We start from the raw sequence: 17469 nt of genomic DNA on the forward strand, positions 1-17469 counted from the left end.
GTTCCCCATCGAGTACGGACGGGCAGGGCGGGCGGATCACCGGCGCGCGGAAATTCCGCGCACCGGCGCCGAAGCGAGGGCCTGCGTGTGATCTTCAGAGGGTCCGGTCGTGGTCAGGCTCGATGCTCGCCGAGGACCCTGCTGAACAACGCGAGGTAGCTGTCATGCGCCAAGGGCAGTTCTCCGAGCGCGTCCTCGGTGAACCACGCGATGGCGTCGTGTTCGTCCGGTGCGGCGTTGACCGGAGACCCCGTCCACGCTTCGATCAGCCAGATCTGCATGTCGAACGTGTCGGCATGAACTTCGTGCACGGGCGGACCCGACGGCGCCGCGATGTCGATGCCCAGCTCCTCCCGAAGCTCCCGGGCGAGTGCCGCGCCGGGCAGTTCCCCGGGATCCACGTGCCCACCGGGCATGTCCCAGACGTCGGGATACCAACGGCGCTGAGGAGATCGGTGGCACAACAGCACCCGGTTGTCGTCGCGCAGCAACGCCGTGACGATGCGAGCCTTGGGAGAGCCTTCCGCAAAGACCGACACAGGCGCATTGTGCCACCGTGGTAACCCGATCCGCCGCAACGAGGCAGTTGAGGGGGCACTATCGTTCTGGCGTGCACATCCGTTTCGACGTCCCCGCCGATCCCGCCTACCCGGGCCGCGTGGCCGCTGCGCTCGGCAGTGTCCGGTTGCGCAAGTTCGGCTACGTCGGCGCGGCACTGGTGGCGGTCGGGGCGATCGGGTTTGCCGTCTCGCGGGGGTTCTCGTGGGGTGACCGGGTCTCGTCGCTGTGCATGGCCATGATCCTGGGTGGCGTGCTGTCGATGTTGTACTCGCCCTGGGTGCAGTGGCGGGCCCGGCGTCGCTCCGGTCGCTACGCCGTCGAGGGCGCCTACGACATCACCGACGACAACATCATGATGCGCAGCGGCTCGGAGTCCGGCGGTATCGCCTGGGACGGGGTGGCTCGGGTGCGGGACACCCCCGAGTTCTGGATCGTGTACGTCGGCCGGATGCCGGCGACCGTGATCCCACGCCGCTTGATGTCCGCTGAGGACGCGGAGACGTTGCGAGCCTTCATGGCCGATCGCGGGCTGCTCGTCGGCTCCGCCTGACGAGGTCCCCGGCCGAGCCGGCACCTCTGCTGAAGCCTGCCGCTTCCTGGTTGGGCGGGGATGGCAAGCTGCCATGGTGTCTGCGGAGCCGCGCGGCGACTACTCCTGGCTGTTCGACCTGGTGGCGGTCGATCCGGCCGTACGCCACCATGCGCTCGATCGGCATCAGGCACTTCTCGCCGCGGCGAGCGATGCGTTGCACCTGTCGAACGGCCTGTGGGCAGCGCACCACCGGTCGAGGTCCGGTCAGGCTCGGCTCGCCGCGAGGTTGGACCAGGCGCGCGCCGACTTCCGGTGGCATCAGGCGCAGACGATCCATGGACCTCTCGATGCCTTCCGGGACGCTCCGGACGACGACCACGCCGGCCGCGCACGGTGGGCGCCGATCGTGGCCCTCTACCTGCGGTGGGAGGCGGAGTATCCCGACGAGTGGGGAGCGCCGGAGTCGTGGATGTGGTCCCGCTGGGGAACGAAGGAGGTGCTCCTTCGCCGGCTCGATCGGGGCGGTATCCCGGAGACCGTCAGGCCACAGATCGCTGAGCTGATCCTCGCGGCACTGAGGCGACCGTACCGGTGCAAGGACTGGCTGTACGCAAGCCTGGTCCGTCAGCTCCACGACTCGCCGTTCCTCCACGAGGTGGGGATGCTGACGTCCGCCGACGATCCCCTGGTCCGGCTCCGGGCACAGTTCGTCCTCCATGTGGCCGCGCATCCCGAGCAGACTCCTACCCGCACGAGCTGGCGGCGCTGGCTCGATTCCGCCGCCTGACCGCTCGATCGCGGGCGTCCGTCCGTCGCGCGAGGCCGGCAGTGCGAAGGCATTCACACATGCCCATGCATTGACAGTGCTTGCAATGCGCTTGTAACCTTTCGGAAATTTTCAAGCCGTACTGCAAGATCCCGGCACCACCGGGGCTTCCCGGCCTCGCCACCACCCTGTCCCCCATCCCCGTTCAGGAGTCCTCCATGCAGAGACGTCGACGGTTGTCGGCGATCGTCGCCCTCGGCGTGATCGCCGGCCTGATCGTCCCCACCGCCGCGACCGCTCCCCCGGCCGGCGCGGCCCCGGCAGGCGGCAAGAAGGTCATCGCCAACCTCTTCGAATGGAACTGGTCGTCGGTGGCCACCGAGTGCCGCACCAACCTCGGCCCGAAGGGCTACGGCTGGGTGCAGGTCTCGCCGCCCCAGGAGCACGTACGGGGCTCGCAGTGGTGGCTGGCGTACCAACCGGTCAGCTACCGGATCGAGTCCCGCAAGGGCACCCGCGCGCAGTTCAAGTCCATGGTCGACACCTGCCACGCCGCCGGGGTGAAGGTGGTCGTCGACGCGGTCGTCAACCACATGTCCGGGCAGGACAACGGCGGCACCGGCTGGGCCGGCTCGTCGTACGGGCACTACGACTACCCGGGGATCTACCAGACGCAGGACTTCCACCACTGCGGCCGCAACGGCGGCGACGACATCGCCAACTACAACGACCGGTGGGAGGTGCAGAACTGCGAGCTGGTCAACCTCGCCGACCTGAAGACCGAGTCGGACTACGTCCGGACGAAGATCGCCGGCTACCTCAACGACCTGCTCTCGCTGGGCGTCGACGGCTTCCGGATGGACGCCAGCAAGCACATGCCCGCCGCCGACATCGCCGCCATCAGGGGCAAGCTGTCCCGCTCGGCGTACATCGTGCAGGAGGTGATCCACGGCGCCGGCGAGCCCATCCAGCCGGGCGAGTACACCGGCAACGGCGACGTGCACGAGTTCCGCTACGGCAAGGACCTGGCCCGGGTCTTCCGCTCCGAGAAGCTGGCCTACCTGCGCAACTTCGGCGAGGGGTGGGGGCACCTGCCCAGCGGGTCGGCGGCCGTCTTCGTGGACAACCACGACACCCAGCGCGACGTCGGCGGGGTGCTGACGTACCGCGACCGGGGCATCTACGCGCTGGCCAACGCGTTCATGCTCGCCTGGCCGTACGGCTCCCCGACGGTGATGTCGAGCTACACGTTCAGCCAGCGCGACCAGGGCCCGCCCTCGGACAGCTCCGGACGGACCCTGAACGCCACCTGCTACTCGGGCTGGGAGTGCGAGCACCGCTGGCCGGTCATCGCCAACATGGTCGGTTTCCGCAACGCCACCGAGGGCGCCAGCGTCGTCAACTGGTACGACAACGGCAACAACCACATCGCCTTCGGCCGCTCCAGCAAGGGCTACGTCACGATCAACGACGAGGACTCCGCGGTCAACGGCCGGTCGTACCAGAGCGGGCTGCCGGCCGGTCGCTACTGCGACGTCGTCCACGGCACCTTCAGCAACGGCACGTGCAGCGGTCCGGTGATCACCGTGGACGGCGGCGGCTGGTTCGCCGCGAACGTGCCCGCGCACGACGCGATCGCCATCCACGTGGGCGCGCGGCTGAGCTGAGGCTCCACCCCTGCGGACCCCGTCCCGGCCGGCATTCCGGCAGGGGCGGGGTTTCGCCGTCGTTCACCCGTTACAGTTAGTTTGTGCGTTTTGACCGAATGAACCGGCGACACGTCCGCTTGCTGGCCGCCGCCGTCGGCGTACCCCTGCTCCTGCTGACCGCCGGGGCCACCGGCTGGGTACTGACCCCCGGGGCCGAGCCCACCGCGCCGCCGGTCGTCGTCGGGCCGCCCGCGCCGACCGGCGCGGCCCCGACGAGCGCCGCGCCGGAGCGGGTGCCCGTCGCCGCGCCCGCGCCGGACGACCTGCCGGTGGTCGACTACGGCCCGGCACCCACCGGCTTCCCGGCCGATCGGGACACGATGGACACCACGCCGCTGACCGAGGGCCTGCACCCGACCCGCCGCATCGCCGCCTACACCGCCCCCGGCGGCCGGCCGCTGGCGTTCCTCGACCCCACCATCAGCGGCGTCGAGCTGACCATGCCGATCGCCCAGCGGCGGGCCGGCTGGACGGCGGTGCTGCTCCCGTCGGCCAACCGCACGCTCGCCTGGCTGCCGCCCGGCGGCCACGCCACCGTGGCGCTGGCCGACCAGATCGTGATCGAACGCAGGCACCACCGCCTCACCTGGTACCGCGCCGGCCGGGCCGTGCGCAGCTGGGAGGTCAGCCTCGGCCAGCGCGGCCAGGAGACCCCGCTGGGCCGGACCTTCATCCTGGGCCGCACCCCGCCGCCGCAGAGCGTGTACGGGGGCGTCGACATCTACGCCCTCGGCTCGGTGCCCGACGACCCCGACTCGGTGCCGGCCGGCCTGCGCGGGGCGCACATCGGCATCCACAGCTGGTACCACGACGGCGAGCTGGGCCGGAACACCACAAACGGCTGTATCCGGCTGACGAAGAGCGGGCAGCGGGAACTGCTGGCGAAGGTCCGCCCCGGCACCGAGGTCGTCGTGGTCGACGAGCTACCCGCCCCGCCCCCGACGGCCTGACGGTTCCGTTCGCCGGCACCCCACGGCCGGCCGGCAGCGTCCCCGGAACGCGTCACGCCCGGGTCAGGGAGCGACCCGCTCGTCCAGGGCGGCCGGCGCGGACCGGCGCGGCAGGGGCGGGCGCGTCTGCCCGGCCAGCTTGCGCCACAGGAACTCCAGCGTCAGCGCCCAGACGAAGGCGCGCTGCTCGTTGTTGGCCGCCGCGCCGTGCCCGCCCTCGACGTTCTCGTAGTAGGCCACGTCGTGGCCGTGCTCGCGCAGCCGGGCCGCCATCTTGCGGGCGTGCCCGGGATGCACCCGGTCGTCGCGGGTCGAGGTGACGAGCAGGACCGGCGGGTACGCCCGGTCGCCGTCGACGTTGTGGTACGGCGAGTAGCCGCGCAGGAACTCCCAGTCGGCCGCCACGTCCGGGTCGCCGTACTCGGCCATCCACGAGGCGCCGGCCAGCATCCGGTGGTAGCGCCGCATGTCGAGCAGCGGCACGTGCGCGACGACCGCCCCGAAGAGCAACGGGTGGCGGGTGAGCATCACCCCCGTCAGGAGGCCGCCGTTGCTGCCGCCCTCGACCCCGAGCCGCTGCGGCGTGGTGATGCCCCGGGTCACCAGGTCGGCCGCCACCGCCGCGAAGTCCTCGTACGCGCGGGGCCGGTTCTCGCGCAGCGCGGCGCGGTGCCACCCGGGGCCGTACTCCCCGCCGCCCCGGATGTTCGCCACCACGTAGGTGCCGCCCCGGGCCAGCCACCCCCGACCGATCACCCCGCTGTAGTGCGGGGTCAGGGGAATCTCGAATCCGCCGTAGCCGGTGAGCAGCGTCGGACCGGCGGGCGCGTCCGGGTCGCCCACCACGAAGTACGGCACCCGTGTGCCGTCGGCCGAGGTGGCGAAGAACTGCCGTACCGCCAGGCCGTCCGCGTCGAAGGACGCCGGCGCCCGCTTGAGCGTCCCGACCGCTCCGCCGACCTCCCCGAGGCGCAGCGTCGCCGGCTGGAGGAACCCCTCCGAGGCGAGCAGGTAGGCGTCGTCGTTGTCCGGGTCGGTGTCCACGACCTCGCTGTGGTCGAACTCCGGCACTCCGGGCAGCGCCTCCCGCCGCCAGCCCTCCCCGTCGGGCGTCAGCACCTCCAGCCGGCTCTTCACGTCGACGAGGGTGGCCAGGATCAGCCGGTTACGGGTCCAGGACCAGCCGCTGAGCGCCGTACGGTCGTCGGGGCGGAAGAGCACCGTCATCTCCCGCTCCCCGGCGAGGAACGCGTCGAACCGGGTCGCCAGCAGGGCGCCCGCGGGGTGGGTCACGCCGCCGACCACCCACGGCGAGCGCGGCCGGACGAGCAGCCACTCCCGGTGCACGTCCCACCCGGCGTCCTCCGGCACGGCCACCGGGATCCGCTCCCCCGTCGCGGTCAGCAGGTGCTGCTCGGAGCGGAAGAAGTCCAGCCGGCGGCCCACGAAGTCGCGCTCGAAGCCGGGCGTCGGGTCGTGCGAGGCCCAGACGGCGACGTCGTCGGCGTGGCCCTCGTGGACGGTCTCGGCCTCGGCCAGCGGCGTGCCCCGCCGCCACCGCCTGACCACCCGGGGATAGCCCGAGGAGGTCAGCGAGCCCGGCCCGAAGTCGGTGGCGACGTAGATCTGGTCGGCGTCGATCCAGCCCACGTCGCTCTTCGCCTCGGGCAGCGTGAAACCGTCCTCGACGAAGACGCGCCGGTCGAGGTCGAACTCGCGCACCACGACCGCGTCGCCCCCGCCCCGGGAGAGGCTGACCAGGGCGCGCCCGTAGCCGGGCCGCAGGACCGTCGCCCCGCCCCAGACCCAGTTCGCGCCCTCCTCGGCGGCCAGCGCGTCCAGGTCGAGCAGCACGTCCCACTCCGGCTCCGGCCGGCGGTACTGCTCCAGGGTCGTCCGTCGCCAGACCCCGCGCGGGCGCGCCGCGTCGGTCCAGAAGTTGTAGTAGAGGTGGTCGCCGCGCCACCCGGGGTAGGGGATGCGGTCGTCCGCGTCGAGCACCTGGCGGAGCTCGGCCCGCAGGGCGGCGAACGCCTCTCCGCCGGCCAGGGCGGCGACAGTCTCCGCGTTGCGGTCCCGCACCCACCGCGCGGCGTCCGCACCATCAAGATCTTCCAGCCAGAGGTACGCGTCGTCGGTCCCCACGGTCAACCCAGCCACCTCGCCACTATCCCCGACGGGGCGGACACACTCGGACCCGGCCGGCTGTCGGCATGGCGACGTCCTGCGACACGTGGCGATCCGCCGGCCCGCCCGGTGACGTGATATCAAAACCTCGCCATGTTGATATCATGGCGAGGATCGCCTATCGAAGGAGTCACCCGTGAGCCGGACGATCCTCGACGTCGACGACGAGCTGCTCGCCGAGGCCAGCGAGATCCTTGGCACCACGACGAAGAAGGCCACCGTCAACGCCGCCCTCAAGGCTGTCGTCGACCGCGAGAAGCGGCGGCAGTTCGCCGACTGGCTCAAGAGCGGAGGACTACCCGACCTGACGGGCCCGGTCGACGCCACCAAGCCGGACGCGGCGTGAACCACGAGCACTACCTGTTGGACAAGTCGGCCCTCGCCCGCTGGCCCAAGCCACGGGTGGCCCCGGTGCTCGAAGAACTCTCCGAACGAGGGCTGCTCGCCGTGTGTGGGGCCGTCGAGATCGAGGTGATCCACAGTGCTCGTACCGCCAAGGACGCCCAGCGTGCACGGTGGATGCTGAGCGGCTTCCGGTGGCTGCCGATGACCGACGAGGTCTGGGATCGGGCGATCGACGTCCAGGTGCAGGCACTGCACAAGGGCAACCACCGCGCGCTGTCGATGGCGGATCTGCTGATCGCCGCCACCGCCGAGCGGCACGGAGTCACCGTCCTGCACTACGACGGGGACTTCGACCTGATCACCGCGATCACCGGTCAACCCACCACCTGGGTGGCCCCGGCCGGCACCGCCGACTGACGCCGTAGCTGCCGCCCCGCCCGCCGTTGCGGTCGACTCAACCGCGTCAGTCCCAGGTCTCGCCGATGTCGAAGACGTCCAAGCCGGGCGGCGCCGCAGCCTCGATGGCCTTCCGGTCCCGGGTCACCAGACAGCAGCGGTAGAGGATCGCCGTGGCGATCGCGTGCGCGACGTCCAGCGACACGGTGAACGCGGCCGCGATGCGGGCCACCCGCCGACTCGTCGCAGCGTCGTAGACCGCCACCTGGATGTCGCGGTCCTCCGTGAACAGCAGATCAAGAATGGCGGCGGCGGGCGTGCCCGCGAGTTCGAGCTGCGCCTGTCCGAGACAGAGCGCCGGAATCCACACCTGCTGGTCGGGATCCTCCTCGGCCAGGGTCAGCATGGCACCGGGCTCGACGCTCGCGCCCGACGCGTACGCCAGCAGGGCGGAGGTGTCGAGGACGAGACCGCTCACGCGGCGGCGGTCCCCTCGTTGTCGAACTGGCTGAGCCACTCGACGTTGCGGGCGTGCTGCTCGTCACTGACGGGCGCGAGAGCCGCCAGGCGGGCGCGGGTCTGCTCGACGTCCTCGTCGGTGACCACGTAACCGAGCTGCGCCCACTCGGTCGCACTCCAGCCCACTACCGGCGCCGACCCTCTGGCCGCTTTCGGCCATTATGCCCCAGAAACTGCCTTACAATGAGATCTCTTCGTGGAGGTAGCGGACCATGCCGACGTATGTCGCGATGCTGAACTGGACCGATCAGGGGATCCAAAACTTCAAGGACACCGCGCAGCGCGCCGAGGCCTTCGCCGCAGCGACACAGAAGCTCGGGGCGAATCTCCAGAACATCTGGTGGACCGCCGGTCCGTACGACCTCGTGGCCGTCGTCGAGGCGCCCGACGACGAGACCGCCTCCGCGGCGCTCCTGCGGCTCGGCGGGGCGGGCAACGTCCGCACCACGACCATGCGGGCCTACGGTCAGGAGGAGATCAGTCGCATCGTCGCCAAAGCCGCCGGCTGACTCCATCACAGCCATGACCATGGGGTGGCTGCCGACCTGAACGAGCAGCCACCCCCGTACGTACGGCCAGGACCGCGGACGGGCGTCCTCGCCGGACCCGCCGCGGCGCGCAGGCGACTCAGCGACGCAGCACCCTAGAGGCCGAGGTAGGCGGCGATGCCGTTGGCGTGTCCCCGGGCGGTGGCGGTGATGAAGGCGGCGCGCTTGAGCAGGTTCGCATCGGCCACGGTGTCGATGAACAGGTTCTCGGTCAGGACGGCGGGCATCGCGGTCTCGCGCAGCACATGGAAGTTGGCGGTCTTCAGGCCGCGGTCGGTGACCGAGCCGACGGTGCGCATGCCCGACAGGACCCGGGAGTGCACCGGACTGTGCAGGGCGCTGGAGGTGCCCGGGTACCGGTAGCTCTCGAAACCCGTACCGCCGCCGGAGTTGATGTGGATGCTGACGAAGATCGTGGCGCCCCACGCGTTGGCGTCGCTCGTGCGGTACGTGAGACTGCGGGTGATGTCCGAGGTGCGGGACATCCGTACGTCGACGCTGTAATTGGCCTTGAGGATGTCGCGGGTCTGAAGCGCGATGCTGAGGGTCAGGGCCTTTTCGGTCAGGCCGTTGCCGACGGCGCCGGGGTCGGTGCCGCCATGCCCGGGGTCGAGGTAGACCTTCGGGACCGCCGCGTGCGCGACGCCGGTCGCCGCCCACGGAGCCACGACGAGACCAGCGGCGGCAGCCAGCAGGGTACGGCGGCGCGCTGAGGAGTTACTGATCACGAGCACCTCTCCACGAGATTAGGGGGTGCCGGGAGGCCGCCGTGGGCCGCCTGTACCCGTACGGGCTGGCACGGCGTCACTGTAATGCATGGAAATATATAAATAAATAGACAGCCCCGCTGCTCGAAGACGTCCAGCGGGGTCGAGCGGATCTGACAGACATTCCTCCGTTACGCCCGTTCAACGGGTACAGCGCGCCCAGTGAGCCGCGCCGGCATGGGCGAGATGGTCACGGCGCCACCCGGGGTAGGGATGCGGCCCTCCGGCTCGAGCACCTCCCGCAACCCGGCGCGCAGGGCCGCGAAGGCGTCGCCGCTGGTCAGGGCGGCGACGGTCTCCGCGTTGCGGTCCCGCACCCACCGCGCGGCGTCCGCACCATCAAGATCTTCCAGCCAGAGGTACGGATCGTCGGGTTGCCACGGTCAACCTCGCCACTATGCCCGCAGAGCGGGCCGGTCAGAACTGCGCGACCCAGTACGGAGAGAGGTCCATCCAGCCGTTGGCGGCGGCGCCGTGCTTCCGGCCGCTGCTGGCGGTGCTCAGGGTGTACCAGGCGTCCACGAAGTCCGGGTCGTCGGTGTACCAGGAGGTGGGGATGGCGTCCAGGATCGCGTTGACCACCGGGGTGTACGCGCCACCGTCCACGATCACCAGAAGGGCGCCCGCGATGGCCTTGACCAGGGCCGCGTAGTTGGTGTCCCCGTCGTCCTCCATCATGACCACGTCGGCCAGGTTGTACTTGTACGACGAGAAGTGCACCAGCAGCTGGTTCGGCTGGTAGGTGGTGCCGTCGTGGTCCAGGTACGGCATCTGCACGAGGTCGACCTTGACCTTGCCGTCCAACCCGAACCCGGCCACGAGGTTGTAGATCTCGGCGTCCCCCTTGATCCAGGGCTCCTCGTCGTCGCTCAGCCGGACCGCGTCGACCTTGGTGGCCCAGTAACCGGCCGACGCGGTCACCCCGGAGGCGCGGGTCGCCGGACGCGCCGGAGCCGCCCGGCCGATGCCCCTCTCGCCCAACTCCTGGCGCATCAGCGCCAGCCCCGCGGCGAGCGCCCGCTCGGTGTCCACGTCCACCACGAGCACCGGCCGCTGCGGCACCCGCGTGGCATCCAGCACCACCGTGCCGCCGGAGCGGTCGTAGGCGGTCACGCTCGTCGCCGAGTCGTCGGTCGGGACGGCGGCCACCAGCGGCGCTTCGCCGCGGGCCAGCGCCGCGCGCATGTCCGGGTGGGCCAGCCGCAACCGCAACAGCGAGCCGGTGCCGCCCGGCAGGCCCTTGGCGACCAGCAGCCGCTGGTTGGCGGCGCGGAGTTGGCCGGCGAGCCGGGCGTCGACGCCGGCGGCGAGCAGGTCGACCGGGCCGTTCACGGCGGAGCCGCCCAGCCGGGTCAGCTCGGACCGACCAGTGAGGGCCACCTGACGGGCCACGCCGTCGGTGATGGCGAACACCGGGCTGGCGACCGCTGGGGCCGGTACGGGGTGGTCGGGCCGGGCGTACGCCGGGGTGCCGATCGCCGCGACCAGGGTGGTCGTCGCGATGCCGAGTGACAGGACGGCGCGGCGGAAGGTACGTCGGTTCACATGGACTCCTCTGCGTCTCCCGGCCATCGGCTCGTGGCGGCGACCAAGAGATTGACGACGATGACTACATAGGTATACGTCCGCCGGGAGGCCGTCAACGTCCACCAGCGCAGGTCGCCGCCGTCCTCGCGCACGATGACGGTGCCGCCGGGGTGGACGAGGGGGAAACCCGTGATCAGCGGGCGAGAAAATCTGGTCTCCCGAGACTAGACATTCTCGGGGGGGCTGGGTAATGTTGCCCCCGTTGAAGACAGAGATCGGATAAAGACGCTGACGAGAGCAGGAGCGTCGAAGCAGGGCCCGGAACTTCTCGCGGCTCGCTCGGCAACTGCGGTGGAACCACATCACCGCACGCAACACGGCAAGTGCAGGACAAGACCTTGACGTAACTCCAGGTCAGGGCAGACCGCAGGCAGGGCCGATGCAAGGTTCGGGGCTCCGCCTGATGCAGCAAGGATCCGCCGCACATGTGCGGGGCCATGAAGTCGCGTGGGGCTCCGGCATCGGCGGATAGCAACCGTAGGCAATGCAAGAAGAGGAAAGGGAGGGCTGGACGCCGTTGGATCGCCCGCCGTCAGGACGTAGTGCAAGTTCTGAGGTGGACGCCGTAGTCCCATCGAACGTGAGGTGGTCTCCGGTCACGCTTACGCGATCCTCGCACCGCCTGCCGATAGCGGCACGGTGCGGAAACGAGAACCCGACGAACCTGTCGGTAGATGGTGTACTCAACCCGTAACCCTGGGCCCCGGCGCGTGTTGCGCCGGGGCCCTCGTTCACGAAGAGGAATGCATGGCCCAACCCGACGACATGCTCAACGACGACGACTACCCCGCCTACACCATGGGCCGCGCCGCCGAGATCGTGGGCGCCTCGCAGGATTTCCTGCGCCGCCTCGACGAGGCGAAGCTGATCATCCCGTTCCGCTCCGCCGGCGGACATCGCCGCTACTCCCGCTACCAGCTGCGCCTGGCCGCACGTGCCCGGGAGATGGTCGACCAGGGCACCGCCCTCGAAGCCGCCTGCCGGATCATCATCCTCGAAGATCAGCTGGAAGAAGCCCTCCAGCACAACCGCGACCACCGGTGCCGCCAGCAGGCCGGCGCTACCTGACCCCGCGCCGCACGGTCCTTCTCCACCACGAGAGGGACCGTCTGCCGCACCCCGAAGAACCCGCAGATGTCGCGCCGCCAGGACAGGGACACATGCTGGCGGTGGGCCTCAGCGCCGACCACGCCGGGTCCCAGCGCGGCTACCGGCCAGGACCTCGTCATCGACGGTCCGCCCGTCGCGGCATCGGCCAGCGTGGCCTTCCGAACCGGCATGGGCGCGACGATCGCGGGTAGTACCCGAAACATGAGGGCGAGTTTCCGGCTCGGCCGGATCGCGGGCGTGCCGGTCGGGGTCAACTGGAGCGTCCTGGTCATCTTCGCGCTGATCGCCTGGGGGCTGTCGGCCAACCAGTTCCCCCGGGCCTACCCGGACCGGCCGGTCGCCGCGTACGTCCTGGCGGGGCTCGCAGCGGCGGTGGTCTTCTTCCTCGGCCTGCTCGCCCACGAGGTGTCGCACGCGATCGTCGCCAAGCGCAACGGGCTGGAGGTCGGCGGGATCACCCTCTGGCTCTTCGGCGGGGTGGCCGAGCTGCGCGGCGAGGCGCGCGACCCGGGCGCGGAGCTGCGCATCGCCGGCGTCGGCCCGCTGGTGAGCCTGCTGATCGGGCTCTTCTTCGGCGCGATCGCGGTGGTGCTCGCCGTGGCCGGGGTGCAGGGGCTGCTGCTGGGCTCGCTGGCCTGGCTGGCCGGCATCAACGTGCTGCTGGCGGTCTTCAACGCGCTGCCGGCCGCCCCGCTGGACGGCGGGCGGCTGCTGCGCGCCGCCGTGTGGAAGGCGACCGGCGACCGGACGAAGGCGTCGGTCGTCGCCGCCCGGGCCGGCTGGGTGCTCGGCGCGGTGCTGATCGGGCTGGGGCTGTGGCAGTTCCTGGCCGGCGTCGGCTTCGGCGGGCTGTGGCTGGCGCTGATCGGTTGGTTCCTGATCGGCGCCGCCGGCATGGAGGAGCGGCAGGCCCGGATGGGCAGCGCGCTTCAGGGCATCCGGGTGGCCGACGTGATGACGCCGCAGCCGCAGACCGCGTCGGGGCAGATGACGGTGGGCGACTTCGTCGACCACTACCTCTTCGCGTACCGGCACACGGCGCTGCCGTTGACCGAGGACGACCGGCCCGTCGGCCTGGTCACCCTCGACCGGGTGCGCGGCATCCCGGCGGACCGCCGGGCCGGCACCACGCTGGCCGAGGTGGCCTGCCGCGCCGACGAGCTGGTGCTCGCCCGGCCGGACGAGCCGCTGAACGAGCTGCTCCCCCGGCTCAGCGAGTGCGCCGACGGCCGTGCGCTGGTGGTGGCCGACGGCCGCCTCGTCGGGATCGTCTCGCCTAGCGACATCAGCCGGGCGGTGCAGCGCGGCAGCCTCCGCGATCAGATGGCCGGCAACCGGCCCGGTCGCTAGGCGCGGGGAAGGTACGCGTCGAGCAGGTCGGTGCGGAACGTGCCGGCCGGGTCGAGCCGGCTCGCCAGGTCGAGGAAGTCGGCGTACCGGGGCAGGGCCGCGGCGACCGCCGCCGGGGCGAGACCGAAGACCTTCCCCCAGTGCGGGCGCGGCGCGAACGGCGCGAGCCGCTCCTCCACCGCCGCCACCACCGGCAGCACCGCCGCCGCGTCGGCGGTCCAGGTGAAGTGGATGGCCAGGGTGTCCCGCCCGTGGTTCGGGCTGAGCCACAGCCCGTCGGCGGCCACCGTCCGCAGCTCGCAGACCTGGAGCACCGGCGCGATCAGGTGCGCCACCGGATCGAGCGCGGCCAGCGCCGCCGACGCCGAGCCGCGCGGCACGTGGTACTCCGACTGCAACTCCGCCCCGCTGCTGGGCGTGAACTCCAGCCGGAAGTGCGGCAGCCGTTCGTGCCACGGGCCCGGCTCGCCGAGCTGCGGGGTGCAGTTCCGCGCGGGCATGCCCGGCACCGGGTGCCGCGGCGCGTCGGCCGCCGTCGTGCCGAGCCAGTCCGCCGGGAGCGGGGCCGCGTCCGCACGCTGCTTGACCCACACCTCCCGCAGCCGCGGCGACCGCCAGTCGGTGAAGACGCTGACGCTGTACGCCGAGGCGAACGCCGCGTCCAGCGCCGCGCGGGACAGGCCGAGGCGGACGTGCTGGCGGATCTCGAAGGTCGGCACCACGTCCAGGGTGACCCGGGTGACGACGCCCAGCGCGCCCAGCGACACGACCATCCCGGCGAAGGTGTCCCCGTCGGCCGCCCGGTCCACGGTCAGCAGGTCGCCGCCGGCGGTGACCAGTTCCAGCCCGGCGACCGCGCTGGCCAGGTTGCCGATCGTCACCCCCGAGCCGTGGGTGCCCGTGGCGACCGCCCCGGCGACCGAGATGTGCGGCAGCGAGGCGAGGTTGGCCAGGGCGTACCCGCGCGCGTGCAGCCAGGCCGCGAGGTCCCCGTACCGCATGGCGGCCGGCACGGTGACGGCCCGGCGGTCCGGGTCGAGCGCGACGGACGCGGGCAGCCCGGCCAGCGAGACCAGGTCGCCGGTGGTGTCGCCGAGGCGGTTGAACGAGTGCCCGGTGCCCACCACCCGGAGGCGGTCGCTGCCCGCCACCAGCCGGCGCAGCTCGTCGAGCGAGGAGGGGCGGTGGTGGCGGCGGGCGGCGTAGCGGACGTTGCCCGCCCAGTTGTGCCGCGGCCCGGCGTCGGCGGTGCTCACGGGGTGCGGTGGCGGTCGGCGGCCGGGGCCCCGCCGAGCGCGTCGAGGAAACGGTCCCCGGCGTGCCGGGTCAGCGCCGCCGCCACCTCGGCGGGCCGCTCCCGGACCCGGGCCAGGTCCAGCAGCTCCACCGCGGCCCGGCCGTCGACCGGGTGGTGCGCGTCGGTCGGCAGGTCGGCCAGCGCGCCCGGCGCGGGGACCAGCAGCAGTCGCGGCGTCGACGGCAGCCCCTGCCGGGCGGGCGGCCGGGCCAGCGCCAGCGCCGCCACCTCCGCCCACGCGATCGTGCGGCGCAGCCCGGGGCGGCGGATGCTCAGGCCGTCGGCGCCGATGACGAACCGGAACGGGCGCAGCAGGCCGACCAGCACGCCTCCGCCCAGCAGCACGGCGCCGACGGCGACCAGCCGGCGCAGCAGCACGTGCTCCCCGGGCAGCGCCAGCAGCACCCCGCCCCCGATCACGCAGGCCAGGGGTAGCACCAGCGCCCCCCGGTTGCGGTGCAGTTCCATGTCGTACCGTTACCTTTCAGTGCGCTTTAGTGAGCACAAGATCGGTAGTCCTGCCTTGCGGTAGGACGGTCCCGGTCTGACCGACTGGCGTCGTGCCGGGTTCACGCTTCGCGGCCACCGGCCCGCGTGTGCGGGTCTTCTGGTCGGCTCCACGTGCTGCCACCGGGCCACTCCCGGCGGTGTCGAACTCAGCCGCCAGGGCGGCCAGGTTACGGGCGGCGTTGCGGTCCCGATCGATGACCAGGCCGCACGCCTCGCATGTGTATTCACGCTCGGACAGGGCCAGCTTGGTTTTCACCGCGCCGCAGCCCGAGCAGGTTTTCGAGGATGGGTACCAGCGGTCGGCCACAACGAGCCGGCCACCGTTCCACGAGGTCTTGTACGTCAGCTGCCGGCGGATCTCTGCGAATCCGGCGTCGGCGATGTGCCGGGCGAGCCGCCGATTACGCAGCATCCCGGTCACGTTGAGGTCTTCGACCACGATCGCGCCGCACGTCGTGGTGAGTCGGGTGGTGAGCTTGTGCAGGCCGTCGCGGCGCAGGTTCGCCACCCGGGCGTGCGCGCGGCCGAGCCGGGCCGCCGCTCGTTGCCACCGCTTTGACGCGCGGCGGCCGGTGCGTCGGTCTGGGCAGATCTTGCGCGACAGGGATCGGCCCAACGAGCGCATCCGCTGCTGCGCGTTCGCCAGGTGGCGCGGGTTCGGTACGAGTTCGCCGGTGGACAGCACCGCGAGGTGTGTGATCCCGACGTCCACGCCGACCACACTGCCGGGCCGGGCTGGAACGCGGTCGGCCCGCTCGACCTCGACGCAGAACGCGACGTGCCACCGGCCACCGGCACGACGCACGGTGGCGGACATGATCCGCGCGGTGCCGTTGTCGAGACGGCGTGCCAGCTTCCGCGCGGACTCGTGAAGCTTCAACCGACCCAGCCGGGGCAGCACCACGTGCATCCGGTCGGGCTCGACACGGATCGCGCCGGTGGTGAACCGCACCGACGGGGTGGTGTGGCGGCGGGACTTGAACCGGGGAAACCCGACCGGGCGTCCGGCCCGCACGCCCTTGCGGGAGTCGGACCAGTTCTTCAAGCCGCGGGCCAGGGCGTCCAGACCGGTGTTGAACGCCTCCTTGGACACCTCGCCCCACCACGGCGCGACGTCGGGCTTGGCTGCGTTCCATGCCTTGCGCAGCCCGGCGAGGGACCATGACAGCGATGGGGTCAACTGCTCGTCCGGCACCCCGTAGGAACGTTCGGCTGTCCGCTGGTCCATGACCGCCTTGACTCGGGACAGTGCCCAGTTGTGCGCGACCCGGGCGGCCCCGGCATGCGCGAGCGCATCGCGCTCTTGGCTGGGCGTGAGGTCAAGCGCGAACCGGTACGCCTGGACGGCCTTCACGCCGGGTCGTCCTCGGTGGCCGCTTCGACGGCCCGGCGGACGCGGTTCGCGGCGGCGCGTCGCCCGTACAGGCGGGCGCACAGCGACGTCAGGATCTCGGTCACGTCCCGAACGAGGTCGTCGTCGACCTCGTTCGGGTCGACCACCAGCAGGCGGCGGCCCTGCGCGGCCAAAGCGGCCTCCACGTACTCGGCCCCGAACCGGGCGAACCGGTCGCGGTGCTCGACCACGATCGTCGACACCTGCGGGTCACGCAGTAAGGCGAGGAACTTCTTACGGTGCCCGTTGAGCGCGGAGCCAACCTCGATTACCACGCGGTCCACGCCGAGCTTCTGGCCGGTGGCCCACACGGTGACGCGGGCGACTTGCCGGTCCAGGTCCGACTTCTGGTCGGCCGAGGACACCCGGGCGTACACCACGACCTGCCCGGAATCTGTCGTCGCGCCTGTCACCGGCTCTCCGACCATGATCAGGCGGCCTAGCCGGTACGTGGGAACAGGCAGCGTCCCGGCCGCGTACTGCCGCCGAGCGGTGATGTACGCGACGCCGGTGGACGCAGCCCATTCCTTCAAGTTCACCCGACCACTATGGCAGCTCATAGAGCGCTAAAGATTCTCGACACGGCAGCACTTGCAACCCCCGTTCGACACCACGGTCGTCGGGACGCATCATCCGACGAGCAGGGCGGGACGGAAACCGGTCGATCGGGCACGGTTACCGCGCCCCCGTCGGGGAACCCTACGCCGATGAGCAGCTACCGCGATCCCGCCCCGCGGGGCGACGTGTTCCCCTCCGAGGAGGAGATCGACCCGACCGGCATCGGACCGGTGTCGTCTGCCGGGGCGTACCCGGCGGGCACCACGCCCCGCCCCAAGCCGGCGCCGCCGCCGACGCCCCCGCCGCACCCGGTGCCCCATCCGGGGCCGGCGCCCAAGGTGGGCCGCGCCTGACGGCCGGCACGACGGGCCGGCGCCTTGGGCG

Annotated in this window: 20 protein-coding genes; 10 read left to right on the forward strand and 10 right to left on the reverse strand. The window is 71.6% G+C overall.

The genetic code is table 11. The features are described from left to right. Window positions 1–113: 113 nt before the first annotated feature. Window positions 114–539: an NUDIX domain-containing protein gene (locus tag ACGFNF_RS01980; protein ID WP_393165108.1), complete on the reverse strand. Its 426-nt coding sequence runs from the start codon at window positions 537–539 to the stop codon at window positions 114–116. A 71-nt stretch (window positions 540–610) separates the two neighbouring features. Between ACGFNF_RS01980 and ACGFNF_RS01985 the strand changes: the two genes are divergently transcribed. The 4 genes from ACGFNF_RS01985 (at window position 611) to ACGFNF_RS02000 (ending at window position 4518) form a co-directional block, all read left to right on the forward strand. Further along, the gene (locus tag ACGFNF_RS01985; RefSeq protein WP_393165110.1) at window positions 611–1111 is read left to right on the forward strand and encodes a YcxB family protein; all 501 of its coding nucleotides are present in this window, start codon (window positions 611–613) and stop codon (window positions 1109–1111) included. Window positions 1112–1184: 73 nt separating this feature from the next. After that, the gene (locus ACGFNF_RS01990) at window positions 1185–1880 is read left to right on the forward strand and encodes a hypothetical protein (RefSeq protein ID WP_393165112.1); all 696 of its coding nucleotides are present in this window, start codon (window positions 1185–1187) and stop codon (window positions 1878–1880) included. A 197-nt stretch (window positions 1881–2077) separates the two neighbouring features. Further along, complete coding sequence (locus tag ACGFNF_RS01995) at window positions 2078–3526, forward strand: alpha-amylase family protein (RefSeq protein ID WP_393165114.1); 1449 nt, start codon at window positions 2078–2080, stop codon at window positions 3524–3526. Window positions 3527–3609: 83 nt separating this feature from the next. Next, window positions 3610–4518 (forward strand): L,D-transpeptidase, encoded by a 909-nt coding sequence (locus ACGFNF_RS02000; protein ID WP_393165116.1) that lies wholly within the window; start codon window positions 3610–3612, stop codon window positions 4516–4518. Window positions 4519–4581: 63 nt separating this feature from the next. Here ACGFNF_RS02000 and ACGFNF_RS02005 read toward each other — a convergent pair whose 3' ends face one another. Beyond that, window positions 4582–6663, reverse strand: coding sequence for a prolyl oligopeptidase family protein (locus ACGFNF_RS02005; RefSeq protein WP_393165334.1), 2082 nt, complete (start codon window positions 6661–6663; stop codon window positions 4582–4584). A gap of 178 nt (window positions 6664–6841) precedes the next feature. On the opposite strand from ACGFNF_RS02005, the gene ACGFNF_RS02010 reads away from it, so the two are divergent. Next, complete coding sequence (locus ACGFNF_RS02010; protein WP_357578177.1) at window positions 6842–7051, forward strand: type II toxin-antitoxin system VapB family antitoxin; 210 nt, start codon at window positions 6842–6844, stop codon at window positions 7049–7051. After that, window positions 7048–7467 (forward strand): PIN domain nuclease, encoded by a 420-nt coding sequence (locus ACGFNF_RS02015; RefSeq protein WP_357578176.1) that lies wholly within the window; start codon window positions 7048–7050, stop codon window positions 7465–7467. The genes ACGFNF_RS02010 and ACGFNF_RS02015 overlap by 4 nt, the downstream gene beginning before the upstream one ends. Before the next feature lie 46 nt (window positions 7468–7513). Here the strand turns inward: ACGFNF_RS02015 and ACGFNF_RS02020 are convergent, their stop codons facing one another. Continuing rightward, window positions 7514–7924 (reverse strand): type II toxin-antitoxin system VapC family toxin, encoded by a 411-nt coding sequence (locus ACGFNF_RS02020; protein ID WP_393165118.1) that lies wholly within the window; start codon window positions 7922–7924, stop codon window positions 7514–7516. Continuing rightward, window positions 7921–8091 carry a hypothetical protein gene (locus tag ACGFNF_RS02025; protein WP_393165120.1) on the reverse strand — a complete coding sequence of 57 codons (171 nt, stop codon included), beginning with the start codon at window positions 8089–8091 and terminating at the stop codon, window positions 7921–7923. The genes ACGFNF_RS02020 and ACGFNF_RS02025 overlap by 4 nt, the downstream gene beginning before the upstream one ends. 104 nt (window positions 8092–8195) lie before the next feature. Here ACGFNF_RS02025 and ACGFNF_RS02030 point away from each other — a divergent pair, with 104 nt between their 5' ends. Then, window positions 8196–8474 carry a GYD domain-containing protein gene (locus ACGFNF_RS02030; RefSeq protein WP_393165121.1) on the forward strand — a complete coding sequence of 93 codons (279 nt, stop codon included), beginning with the start codon at window positions 8196–8198 and terminating at the stop codon, window positions 8472–8474. 134 nt (window positions 8475–8608) lie between these two features. Here ACGFNF_RS02030 and ACGFNF_RS02035 read toward each other — a convergent pair whose 3' ends face one another. Then, the gene (locus ACGFNF_RS02035) at window positions 8609–9247 is read right to left on the reverse strand and encodes an N-acetylmuramoyl-L-alanine amidase (protein WP_393165123.1); all 639 of its coding nucleotides are present in this window, start codon (window positions 9245–9247) and stop codon (window positions 8609–8611) included. 450 nt (window positions 9248–9697) lie between these two features. After that, window positions 9698–10825, reverse strand: a complete 1128-nt coding sequence (locus tag ACGFNF_RS02040) for a DUF3103 family protein (RefSeq protein WP_393165125.1) — start codon at window positions 10823–10825, stop codon at window positions 9698–9700. 789 nt (window positions 10826–11614) lie between these two features. Between ACGFNF_RS02040 and ACGFNF_RS02045 the strand changes: the two genes are divergently transcribed. Continuing rightward, a complete protein-coding gene (locus ACGFNF_RS02045; RefSeq protein WP_393165127.1) occupies window positions 11615–11935 on the forward strand; it encodes a MerR family transcriptional regulator in 321 nt (106 codons plus the stop codon). A gap of 243 nt (window positions 11936–12178) precedes the next feature. Further along, the gene (locus ACGFNF_RS02050; RefSeq protein ID WP_393165129.1) at window positions 12179–13327 is read left to right on the forward strand and encodes a site-2 protease family protein; all 1149 of its coding nucleotides are present in this window, start codon (window positions 12179–12181) and stop codon (window positions 13325–13327) included. On the opposite strand, the gene ACGFNF_RS02055 is transcribed toward ACGFNF_RS02050, so the two are convergent. From ACGFNF_RS02055 to ACGFNF_RS02070, 4 genes are read right to left on the reverse strand one after another with little or no spacing between them, the layout of a single operon-like run. Then, the gene (locus tag ACGFNF_RS02055) at window positions 13324–14583 is read right to left on the reverse strand and encodes an FAD-binding protein (RefSeq protein WP_393165131.1); all 1260 of its coding nucleotides are present in this window, start codon (window positions 14581–14583) and stop codon (window positions 13324–13326) included. The two genes, ACGFNF_RS02050 and ACGFNF_RS02055, sit on opposite strands and share 4 nt — an antisense overlap. Beyond that, window positions 14580–15092: a hypothetical protein gene (locus tag ACGFNF_RS02060; RefSeq protein ID WP_393165133.1), complete on the reverse strand. Its 513-nt coding sequence runs from the start codon at window positions 15090–15092 to the stop codon at window positions 14580–14582. The genes ACGFNF_RS02055 and ACGFNF_RS02060 overlap by 4 nt, the downstream gene beginning before the upstream one ends. A gap of 16 nt (window positions 15093–15108) precedes the next feature. Further along, window positions 15109–16488, reverse strand: coding sequence for an IS607 family element RNA-guided endonuclease TnpB (tnpB, locus tag ACGFNF_RS02065; RefSeq protein WP_393165135.1), 1380 nt, complete (start codon window positions 16486–16488; stop codon window positions 15109–15111). Continuing rightward, on the reverse strand, window positions 16485–17066 hold the full coding sequence (locus tag ACGFNF_RS02070; protein ID WP_393165137.1) for an IS607 family transposase: 582 nt from the start codon (window positions 17064–17066) through the stop codon (window positions 16485–16487). Before ACGFNF_RS02070 ends, tnpB begins: the two co-directional genes overlap by 4 nt. Before the next feature lie 168 nt (window positions 17067–17234). On the opposite strand from ACGFNF_RS02070, the gene ACGFNF_RS02075 reads away from it, so the two are divergent. Continuing rightward, complete coding sequence (locus tag ACGFNF_RS02075) at window positions 17235–17438, forward strand: hypothetical protein (protein ID WP_393165139.1); 204 nt, start codon at window positions 17235–17237, stop codon at window positions 17436–17438. Window positions 17439–17469: the final 31 nt, after the last annotated feature.

The sequence above is a fragment of the Micromonospora sp. NPDC048868 genome (assembly GCF_043198195.1).
Classification (GTDB): Bacteria; Actinomycetota; Actinomycetes; order Mycobacteriales; family Micromonosporaceae; genus Micromonospora; species Micromonospora reichwaldensis.